At 46.5% G+C, this 9,883-nt stretch carries 9 protein-coding genes and 2 pseudogenes; 10 read left to right on the top strand and 1 reads right to left on the bottom strand.

Annotated features, from left to right (window positions below; translation table 11 throughout):
• Positions 1-299 precede the first annotated feature (299 nt).
• From Phpb_RS23150 to Phpb_RS25790, 10 genes and pseudogenes are all read left to right on the top strand, one after another.
• Positions 300-1,091, top strand: a complete 792-nt coding sequence (locus Phpb_RS23150; protein WP_065392409.1) for a hypothetical protein — start codon at positions 300-302, stop codon at positions 1,089-1,091.
• A gap of 2 nt (positions 1,092-1,093) precedes the next feature.
• Positions 1,094-1,831 (top strand): TIGR03759 family integrating conjugative element protein, encoded by a 738-nt coding sequence (locus Phpb_RS23145; RefSeq protein ID WP_065392408.1) that lies wholly within the window; start codon positions 1,094-1,096, stop codon positions 1,829-1,831.
• On the top strand, positions 1,810-2,433 hold the full coding sequence (locus Phpb_RS23140; protein WP_420848372.1) for a transglycosylase SLT domain-containing protein: 624 nt from the start codon (positions 1,810-1,812) through the stop codon (positions 2,431-2,433). Before Phpb_RS23145 ends, Phpb_RS23140 begins: the two co-directional genes overlap by 22 nt.
• Before the next feature lie 5 nt (positions 2,434-2,438).
• Positions 2,439-2,963 carry an integrating conjugative element protein gene (locus Phpb_RS23135; RefSeq protein WP_082302668.1) on the top strand — a complete coding sequence of 175 codons (525 nt, stop codon included), beginning with the start codon at positions 2,439-2,441 and terminating at the stop codon, positions 2,961-2,963.
• Positions 2,963-3,565, top strand: coding sequence for a restriction endonuclease (locus Phpb_RS23130; RefSeq protein WP_065392407.1), 603 nt, complete (start codon positions 2,963-2,965; stop codon positions 3,563-3,565). Before Phpb_RS23135 ends, Phpb_RS23130 begins: the two co-directional genes overlap by 1 nt.
• A pseudogene (traD, locus tag Phpb_RS23125) lies at positions 3,565-5,726 on the top strand (type IV conjugative transfer system coupling protein TraD). The gene Phpb_RS23130 and the pseudogene traD overlap by 1 nt, the downstream one beginning before the upstream one ends.
• Positions 5,707-6,458: pseudogene (locus tag Phpb_RS23120) on the top strand (TIGR03747 family integrating conjugative element membrane protein). The pseudogenes traD and Phpb_RS23120 overlap by 20 nt, the downstream one beginning before the upstream one ends.
• A 633-nt stretch (positions 6,459-7,091) precedes the next feature.
• A complete protein-coding gene (locus tag Phpb_RS23115) occupies positions 7,092-7,988 on the top strand; it encodes a type IV toxin-antitoxin system AbiEi family antitoxin domain-containing protein (RefSeq protein WP_021324377.1) in 897 nt (298 codons plus the stop codon).
• Positions 7,989-8,005: 17 nt separating this feature from the next.
• Positions 8,006-8,890: a nucleotidyl transferase AbiEii/AbiGii toxin family protein gene (locus Phpb_RS23110; protein WP_065392410.1), complete on the top strand. Its 885-nt coding sequence runs from the start codon at positions 8,006-8,008 to the stop codon at positions 8,888-8,890.
• A complete protein-coding gene (locus tag Phpb_RS25790) occupies positions 8,884-9,552 on the top strand; it encodes a PP2C family protein-serine/threonine phosphatase (protein ID WP_065392406.1) in 669 nt (222 codons plus the stop codon). Before Phpb_RS23110 ends, Phpb_RS25790 begins: the two co-directional genes overlap by 7 nt.
• On the opposite strand, the gene Phpb_RS25160 is transcribed toward Phpb_RS25790, so the two are convergent.
• The gene (locus Phpb_RS25160; protein ID WP_240492675.1) at positions 9,504-9,794 is read right to left on the bottom strand and encodes a PDDEXK nuclease domain-containing protein; all 291 of its coding nucleotides are present in this window, start codon (positions 9,792-9,794) and stop codon (positions 9,504-9,506) included. The genes Phpb_RS25790 and Phpb_RS25160 overlap by 49 nt on opposite strands.
• Between the last annotated feature and the right edge of the window lie 89 nt (positions 9,795-9,883).

The following is a 9,883-nucleotide window of genomic DNA, read 5'->3' as shown; positions in this document are numbered from 1 at the left end:
GCCTATAGTGACGCCGGATAGATTTAAGCAAGCCCAAAATTCATCAAAATGAGTGTTGCAAAAACGAGGGTGACCATAGATTTTTATGCTCTCTATATTGGAGTGTAATTTTCATTTTTTCATATTGAGTTTTTTATCGTCATCCTCTCTGGTTTTGCACAGTATGCTTCCTTATATCGGGTAATCATATGATTAGACTCTAATCACTGTCTGAATAAGTCACATTTTTGTCAAGCAACCCGATAATACTAAAAGTACGCCAGGCACAGCGCTAAATAAAACAAACAAGGATGTTGTGTATGACAACTGAAATCCCTCCTCTGTCGCCGACGTCTGAAGCTGAAATTGATAGCTTTCAGCAAGCGGTTTCTCAAAAGACCCAACCTAGATTGTTGTTAAAAAAATGTCTGGGGTATCTGTCAATATTGCTTGTTATTGTCAGCATAGCGTTGCTGGCATTCGTGGTACGGCAGCAACATCATCAGTTAGTGGAATTTCAGTCATTGATGCGAAATGGATCATTCCGGCATTTGCCTGATGAGGTGCAAAAGCTGCACGAACGGTTTGATAAAGCGGATACCGGCTTTGTCTCCCGTCAGGACTGGCAAATGCAAAATGACCGGTTTCATCAGGCATTGATAGCGCAACAGGGATCCGTCAACGACCAACAGAAATCGCTGGTACGGTCAGTGACTGATTTAAGCCGTGCGCATCAGGATCTTACCGAAGCAGGAAGTGTATTGAAAAATACCGTGAAACAGCAAGAAATGCGCGTTGACGCATTAATCACGTGGAAATCTCAGCAGGAAAAGTACTTTGGTAAAAAAGCGGGCACACCTGATCGGGAAGTTCTTCGAGCGAAGAAACGGATAGTGGCTCCTTTCATGCTTTCTGGTATTGAACGTCGGGGAGAACAAGTTTATGCCGTTATTATTCCACGAGACACAGATCCTCATTCCCAAATATCTCAAATGCGCTTATTGACTCCGGGTGAAAGCGCATTTGAATGGACGTTGGTCAGTATCTCCGATCATCAGGCTTTGTTCCAGGTACAAGGGCACCGTCAAACCCTGTCAGTCAATGGAGGGTAATGATGAGAAAAGATTTTTTCAGCCAGAGGAAGGGGGTGGTGCTGATTGGCGTTGTTATGTCTCTGTCAGCTTCGGCGGCACAGGTTGCTATCTCTGAACAGACAGAGACGGGAATGAAAGCGACTCAGCAACAGGTCACGCAGGCTGAAAACCACCGTATTCAGGCGCAAATGTGGGGGCTGACGGAAGCAGAGTTTCAGCGTTATCAGCAATTGATGCAGGGACAACGGGGCATTCAGTCTCCTGGACTCGATCCGTTGAGTGCATTGGGTATTGAGGCAGAAACAGTACAAGCGCGTCAACGTTATGCAGAATTGTGGGTCAAACAGGAATATGTCCGTACTGAAAAAGAGTTGGCGTTCCAGCGGGCGGTGGATGCGGCCTGGAAGCGTCTGGCGCCGAATATTTTGCCGGTTAATTTAGGGAAGGGGGACGGAATCGCACAGGGTAATCAAGGGAGACTGGCGTTATTTGTGAAAGAGGATTGCGTGGCTTGTGATGCCCGGCTGGCTGCTGTCTTGTCAGCTGATCGTGAGGTGGATATTTACCTGGTAGATAGTGAAGGCAACGATGATGTTTTACGTACCTGGGCAGGTAAACATCATATTCCATCAGAAAAAGTCGGTAGCCGAAAAATCACGCTTAATCATGACAAAGGACGCTGGCGACAATTTGGTCAGGGGAAAATGCCGGTCGTACTACAACGTGAGAATGACGGATGGCGTGTGGTGGCATTTTGAGTCTCGCTGTGGCGGGAAGTCTCTTTTGGATGACAGAAGGTATGGCCGCTGCGGTAAAACAGGTCGTTCCGCCTGGGTACCAGCAGATTGCGCGGGTTCATGGCGTACCCGCTGAAATGCTTTATGCGTTGGCACTGGCAGAGTCGGCAAAACGTTTGCCACAGGAGAAACATGAACGCCCCTGGCCGTGGACGCTCAATGTGGCTGGAAAAAGTTATCGTTATGCAACCCGGCAGGCGGTCTGGCAGGCGTTGCAGGGATTTATGCGTAGCGTACCGCTCAAACGTATTGATGTGGGGATTACTCAAGTGAATTTAGGCTGGAACGGCCATTATTTTCGTTCTTATTGGGATGCCTTGGACCCCTATACTAATCTTCATGCGGCAGCCCGTATTCTGAAAACCTGTTATCAATCCAATCCGGGTAGTTGGTTGAATGCGGCAGGCTGTTATCACCATCCCGCTGGCGGTCAGCCTGCGAGTAAGTATCGGAAAATCGTCGCACGTAAACTGAGTACGCTAGAAACCCGATATCTTGTTTTGTCCACCAATATTGCTGTGGCTAATACGACACAGACCTGGATTGAACCGAAGGAAAAATAAAGAAGATGTTAATCCGTTATCGCTGCCGTTTATTTTTAATGATGATGATATTGACGCCCTGCTCTCAGGCTGCACTGACTATTGTGGCTGATTTAGGTGGACAATCTACAGCAGCGTATTTTGAGGCCATTAACGCTCAGGACAATGAACCGACGACTTCTTCAAATACGGAGGCGGCCCCGCCAGATTTAACCGAAGGGGGCATGTTACCGGTGGAAACGCCGGAATTGTCTCCCGGACCTGTTGACGCTCGTCCGTTGCAATTGCCGGGAATGGGGGAGTTGTTCATGATTGGGGATGATGCCCGGTCAAAACAGTGGTTGAAGAAAAATTTGATTGGTCTTCGGAAAAAGCAGGCGGTGGGGTTGCTGGTCAGTGTGCGGGATAAAACACAACTGGATGAACTGCGTCAGCTTGCAGAGGGATTAGTATTGGCTCCCGCTTCCGGCAGTGATTTAGCCCGGCGGCTGAACTTGCGGCATTACCCAGTGTTGATAACCGATACCGGTTTAACTCAGCAGGTGCGCTGATGTGGCCTCGTCATCTGGTATTAGACACCGTGTGGCAGCAGGGCTGTCCAGCATGGTTACTGCTACTGGGGCTGTTGCTGACGATTGTGGTGCTGTGGCTCAACTTGCCTTCATTATCAGCCCGGTCATGGCGTCATCGTCACTACCGGACACAGGCTGCCCGTATTCTGGATCGGTTACCTCAGTTAGCGGGAGATGCACAACGCCTGAGATATTTACGCAAAATCAACCCGTATGTTTTTGAAGAATTATTGTTGTTGGCATTCGAGCGTCAGGGGCTGCCCGTCATCCGCAACTGTCGTTACAGCGGTGATGATGGTTTGCACGGCCAGGTGTTTATCGCCAGGCAGCGTTATCTGATTCAGGCCAAACGTTACAGCCAGTTTATTGCAGCCCGTCATATTCAGGCATTTGGTACGTTGCTGATTAAAGAGCAATGTGATGGCTTTTTTATTCATACCGGTCGCATCAGCCCTACAAGCCGAACATTACTGAAATCGTATCCACGTATTCAGCTTATCAGTGGTCAGCGCCTGCTTGATTTGCTGGCAGGGAAACGAGACTGGCTGTGTCCTTCACATTTTCAACGGTCATGTGATTGATGAGTGATCGCTATGTGATTGAAACCCTGTTGCGTCCGGCGGTAGAACTGAATACGGCTGTGGTTGCAGCGGTAGCCGCGGGGATTTGTCTCTCAGCCCCCTGGGCTGTGGGGCTGTCACCGTCGGTTAGTGATGTCACAGCGGTGGGTTTTGGGGTGTTGTCCGGTATCCGGTTTCGGCAAGGGCTGCGGGTCCTGCGTTACCGGCGTCATATCCGGCGATTGCCCCGTTATGTGATGGCCAGTCACCAGGTGCCCGTCAGCCATCAGAGATTGTTTCTGGGGAAAGGGTTTCTTTGGCAACAAAAACATACGCAACGATTTCTGGATACTCTGCGCCCGGAAGTCGAACGTTATGTTCAACCTTCCCGGTATTATCAATTAGCGAGGGAATTTGAGCAGCGGTTTGAGTACCCATTGCCCTCTTTATGTCGTCTGACGCAACGTGATTCTCCGTGGAACCCGGTGAGGCCACTGCCGCCAGTAGGAGGCAATCCAGCATTGCATGGCATTGAACCGGATGAAGTCAATGTGTCAATGGATTTGCGTGAGCGGGTTGGCCACATGTTGGTCCTCGGTACAACCCGTGTTGGTAAGACCCGGCTGGCAGAGTTACTCATCACGCAGGATATCCGGCGGGGTAATATCACGATTGTGTTTGATCCGAAAGGGGATGCAGACCTGCTCAAACGCATGTGGGCGGAAGCGCATCGTGTCGGGCGGGAAGATGAGTTCCATGTGTTTCATCTGGGCTGGCCGGATATTAGTGCCCGTTACAATGCTGTTGGCCGTTTTGGGCGGGTTTCAGAAGTCGCTTCTCGTATAGCAGGACAATTGAGTGGGGCGGGTAACAGTGCCGCTTTTCGTGAGTTTGCCTGGCGTTTTGTCAATATCGTTACTCGTGCTTTGGTGGCACTGGGGCAGCGACCGGATTACACCCTGATATTACGTTATGTCACCAATATTGGGGAACTGTATGAAACTTATGCTGAAAAAATTATCAGGCAATGCCAGCCTGTGTTATGGGAGCAGGTAGAGAAAAGTCTGGGTCTGCTGACAGAAGACGATTTGCCACGCAATATGCAGGGGCAGGCGAATGCAGTGAAAATCTGGGCGATTGAAATGGCATTAAGCTCAGAAGTGGGGAAAAAACTCTATGATCCGATACTGGACGGGTTGCGCAGTGCGGTTCGCTATGATCGCACCTATTTTGACAAAATTGTGGCGTCCCTGTTGCCATTACTGGAAAAACTGACCACGGGAAAATAGCCGCGCTGTTGGCACCAGATTACACGGATATGAATGATCCGCGTCCCATCTTTGACTGGCAACAAGTGATACGTAAGAAAGGTATCGTCTATGTGGGGCTGGACGCTTTATCGGATGCAGAAGTGGCTTCGGCAGTAGGCAATTCCATGTTCGCAGACTTGGTTTCCGTTGCTGGCCATATCTACAAATTTGGTCTGGATGACGGTTTGCCAGAAAGTAAAACGAGAAAACTCCCCATTAGCTTACATTGTGATGAATTCAATGAGCTGATGGGCGATGAATTTATTCCGCTGATTAACAAGGGGGGCGGTGCCGGGATAGAGGTAACCGCTTACACTCAGACCTTGTCTGATATTGAAGCACGCATTGGCAGCAGTGCTAAAGCGGCACAGGTAACAGGAAATTTTAATACCTTAGTTATGTTGCGTGTTAGGGAAAATAACACTGCTGAGCTGCTAACCCGCCAGTTGCCAGAGGTGGAAGTGTACACTAAAACTTTGGTCTCCGGGATTACTGATATCTCCAGTCCGGAGCAGGGGAGTCACTTTACCTCTAACACTCAGGACCGGGTTAGCACGATCAGAACGCCGTTAATTACCCCTGCCGAGGTGATTAATTTGCCGAAAGGTCAGGCATTTGCTCTGCTTGAAGGGGGACGGTTATGGAAGATTCGGATGCCGCTGCCGGCAGCCGATGATGATGACCTGATGCCGGCAAGTCTGCAAAAAATCGCTGATGATATGCGTAAACATTACCGTACCAGTGAATCCTGGTGGTCGGGTAGCGCAATGCCAGATGATAGACAAGTTGACCTGGATGCGGTGTTAAAAACTGCTGTGTTGACTGATGACTCTGATATGGAGATGGTAGATAATGGCACAAGCGAAAACTGAGTCGCCGCAGACACCATCGAAAAAGTCAGGACCATTAAAAACGGTTTTGTGGGATTTTCCGTGGATGCTTATTGGCTTGTTGCTGGCTTCGTTGTTTTTCAGTCTGGTGATTGAATATTTTGGGATCGCCTTTTTCTGGACGGAACAGGGAGAGAGACACAGCCAGCAAGTTATGATCACGGAAAGCGGTTGGTTGTCTAAAGAGTTTACCCGCAGCTTACTGTTATCAGAGCCGGCTACTACGCTCAATATCGGGTTAAAATGGGGTTATCAGTGGGTGCTTGTAGACAGTGTACACTGGACTGGATTAATCAACAGCATACAGTACAAGCTCGGAGCTACCATGAAATGGTGAGAGAGTTGAGCGATTGGAGTGTATGGCTGGCGGAAAGTTTGCGGAAGTACCTGCTGGCAACAGTGTATGTAACGATAACCTTTATTATCCGGCTCACTATCCTGGTATTGTCTTTGCCATTGTTTGTGATAGTTATAGGCGTTGCTGTAGTTGAAGGACTAAGCCGACGTGACCTACGGCGTTATGGAGCCGCTTATGAGTCGAGTTTTGTTTATCATCATGCCAAATGGTTTGTGAAACCGGCGTTTTGTGTACCCTGTCTGTTATATCTCTCCTGGCCATCGGCTGTGTATCCCAATTTATTATTGTTACCCGCAGCTCTCCTATTAGGGCTTGCTATTACCGTGATGATGAGTACTTTTAAGAAATATCTTTGAGGTAAAAGCGGTATGATGTGGATTTTTGGGTATTCCCATAGGATTGGTTTGGAAAATCAGTGTACTCGACTATGAGATTTTCAATGAGCTTAATGACTAAGATGATCTGGTGCGTAAATTTAGCATTTCTATCCAGTGGACTTACATTAGATTGACGAACTTTTAAAAGGGAGTTGGAATTGTTTTTAGAATAAATTATTCAATGACTAATAAGAATGAGTAAGATATATCAATCAAGTCTGCACGATTAGTCAGATGGTAGATTGAATATGATCTCTCCACGTTATGTTCCATCTGTTCTTATTTTTCAGGCGTAGGAAAAGAGATTGTAATTTACCTTCCATAATTTTCTTCTTTATCCAAGCAAATATTTGCTAGTAAGTGGTTTAAGGATTTACTGTTGCTCCGTTCTGCGGGCTAGCATTGACAACCCGACAGTATTAAAAATATCATATTAGTATTTATACAATGACGTCCTAAGGACGTCATTGTATAAATACCAACTTATTTGTCAAGATATTTAATATTATCCATAATTTCATGAAATTAGATGAGCATCAAGGAAAATAACTATTTGACTTTTTACGCATACCTATGTATAAGTCCTTAGGACTTATACATAGGTAGCGTTACATGATGAATGAAACTATTCCTCTCCGGGAAGCTCTGCGGCGAACATTACTCAACAAGTATGATAACCCAGCGATCGGATTACATGAGTTCAACAGGTTTATCTACACCTTATACCGTGATAAATCATTTGAGGGTGTACGGATTGGGAAGATATCAGCTCCAGAGCCGGATAGCAGAGTCCTGGATATCACACTGAGTGACTTAAAGACTCAAGGAATTCTTTCTCCTGTGATTGAGGGCGTGGTTTACCAAATCAGTAACAAGGATCAGGCGAGCGCACAGCAGATTGCCTGTAGTATCACTCCTTACTCCTATTTGGCCTATTTGACGGCAATGGAATGGCATGGCATAACGGATCGTATTCCTCATATCGTGCATTTAGTCCAATCTTCTCAAGCACAGGCCAAAAAATTGCTGAATGAACAACTCGCTCAAGAGTTTCCAGGTATCAGTGATATTCATCCTTTGCTGCCGAAGAAAGTGTCATCCGTAGGGAAGATCGATGGCAAGGAGTTGCTCATTCATAATAAGAAAAACTTCGTGATGAAGCGAGAGCTCTATGGTTCAGGGGGGATAAGGGTGACTAATATTGGTGAGACCTTTCTTGATATGCTCAAAAAGCCTGAAATGTGTGGCGGTTTTATGCATGTGATGGAGGTGTTTGAAGAGTATGCAAAAGAATATCTGCCTTTAATTGTAAAAACCGTTGAGAAGGATGGAAACTCCATTGATAAAGCCAGAGCGGGCTATATTCTGGAAGACGTTTGTCACCTTAAACACCGAACGATAGACACTTGGAAGCGGTCGGTTCAACGTGGTGGAAGCCGGAAATTAGTGGCCTCGCAGCCGTACAAAGAGGTGTACTCAGAAGTCTGGTGCATATCTCTCAATCTTTAGAACAGAAAAAGTGGCATATGGAATACTCAATTGAGCAGTGGGTTGCAGAAGCACCGAAGGATAGGATCACTTTTCGACAGGCAGTCCATATCGTTCTTCAGGCCATTGCGTCCAGCGACTATCTTAAACCCAAGATGATCATGAAAGGTGGGTTGCTACTAGGGATCCGTTATCAAAGTAGCCGTTTTACTGAGGATATTGATTTTTCTACGGCAATGAAATTGGCTGATATTGACCAGGAAGAGTTTCTCGCAGAGCTCAATGAATCACTGCTTATCGTTTCCGGAGAGCTTCCCTATCAGGTCACTTGTGCGGTTCAAGCCGTTGTGATTCAACCCAAAAACCAATATGAGAAAGCCACGTTCCCCTCGTTCAACTTAAAAATTGGATACGCCAGAAACACAAGTTGCGGGGAAATGAAACGGCTACGTGAAAAACAGTGTCCTAACACGATTAAGATTGATTACAGCCTGAATGAAGACAGTTTGCATGTTGATCACATCACCTTGACGGATGAGAATGAAATCTGTGCCTACAGCCTTACTGACCTCATCGCAGAAAAAATCCGTTCTATCATCCAACAAGTACCGCGCAACCGCTCTCGCCGACAAGACATTTATGATTTGAACTATTTATTTAACAACGTTGAACTTGACGAAGTTGAAATGTTGTCGATATTAACTTCATTACTGTACAAATCGGTCGGTCGCCTTGAACCAGGCGTCGTGAACCCTGCAACATTAGATCGTGCAGATATCAAACAACATTCCGAGCGTGAGTATCAAACGTTGACTGCTGAGATCGAAGGGATGTTGCCAGAATTCGACACAGCCTATGAGCGGATCAGGCTATTTTATCGTGCGTTACCTTGGGAGCATACCACAGGATGGGAGATATGCTGACTAAGTGTTTAGCACTGAGCGACAAAGGGAATAGGAGAGAGCAACTGGATCGTTTCTTTTATTTCCGTACTGACACACATTCAGTATCAATCATGATAGACGGTTTCAGTTATTGCGGAAGTTTCCCCCATTATGTTGACTATCTTGGTGAGCAGTTTGCAACTATTCAGTATGCCCGACTGGACAGTGATAGCATCTGCTATGAAATCAACCGCATTCTCAATGCGCGTGACGGTTATCCTGGTAAGGCAAGTATTGCCATTATCGTTTCCGATCAAGAGTATTATCGCTATATGTCGCTTGGTGATACTCGCATTTACTGGCCTTCAATGCAGAAGCGTACTGTTGACCATACGCTGGCCCAACGGTGTGTTGAATGGGGAAAATCCCCTGCTGAGACATTAAGAACGCATCCGCTGAGAAACCGCGTCACGCAATTTGTGTCAAAAGACAGTACTCATCATTTCTGCTATAAGATCGACAGACGTATTCCTGGCGAGGTAATAATTATGTGTACAGATGGGTTCTGGTGTCAGTACGATGATAAGGCACTCTATCTGTTAGATTCAGAAGAGGCAATTGAACACGCTTTTTGTGAGGTATTGTCTAAAAGTCACAAGTTGCATGATAACCTTTCTACAGCCTTTCTGCGCGATAGGTAACATATTGCAGAAAGATGGCCTCTAATATGAGGCCAACGGCTATAACATTTCCTCAGCAGTATATTGGTTACTCCCCATAATGACTGAGTTCTGCTTCCTGCATCCTCGATGCTTGGTAAGCTGGATTTTAAGTCCCCTGGCAATGTACAGGTTAACTCGTAATCCGAAACGCCAATTGGCTTTTGAATACCGCGCAAGGTATATTCGGCCAATATCTGGTCTTTGGTCTGGCATAAAATCATTATCTATGGTCACCCTCGTTTTTGCAACACTCATTTTGATGAATTTTGGGCTTGCTTAAATCTATCCGGCGTCACTATAGGCAAGGATG

This window comes from Photorhabdus namnaonensis (assembly GCF_001684335.1).
Taxonomy (GTDB): domain Bacteria; phylum Pseudomonadota; class Gammaproteobacteria; order Enterobacterales; family Enterobacteriaceae; genus Photorhabdus; species Photorhabdus namnaonensis.
The sequence above is the reverse complement of the archived record's forward strand: the minus strand, read 5'-3'. Positions and strand labels throughout refer to the sequence as shown.

Bases quoted from the DNA above. Each gene is read 5' to 3' on its own strand.
- Phpb_RS25160 (WP_240492675.1), bottom strand. From the start codon at position 9,794: ATGATTTTATGCCAGACCAAAGACCAGATATTGGCCGAATATACCTTG.
- Phpb_RS23140 (WP_420848372.1), top strand. From the start codon at position 1,810: ATGGCGTGTGGTGGCATTTTGAGTCTCGCTGTGGCGGGAAGTCTCTTT.
- Phpb_RS23110 (WP_065392410.1), top strand. From the start codon at position 8,006: ATGGAATACTCAATTGAGCAGTGGGTTGCAGAAGCACCGAAGGATAGG.
- Phpb_RS25790 (WP_065392406.1), top strand. From the start codon at position 8,884: ATGCTGACTAAGTGTTTAGCACTGAGCGACAAAGGGAATAGGAGAGAG.
- Phpb_RS23115 (WP_021324377.1), top strand. From the start codon at position 7,092: ATGATGAATGAAACTATTCCTCTCCGGGAAGCTCTGCGGCGAACATTA.
- Phpb_RS23145 (WP_065392408.1), top strand. From the start codon at position 1,094: ATGAGAAAAGATTTTTTCAGCCAGAGGAAGGGGGTGGTGCTGATTGGC.
- Phpb_RS23130 (WP_065392407.1), top strand. From the start codon at position 2,963: ATGTGGCCTCGTCATCTGGTATTAGACACCGTGTGGCAGCAGGGCTGT.
- Phpb_RS23135 (WP_082302668.1), top strand. From the start codon at position 2,439: ATGTTAATCCGTTATCGCTGCCGTTTATTTTTAATGATGATGATATTG.
- Phpb_RS23150 (WP_065392409.1), top strand. From the start codon at position 300: ATGACAACTGAAATCCCTCCTCTGTCGCCGACGTCTGAAGCTGAAATT.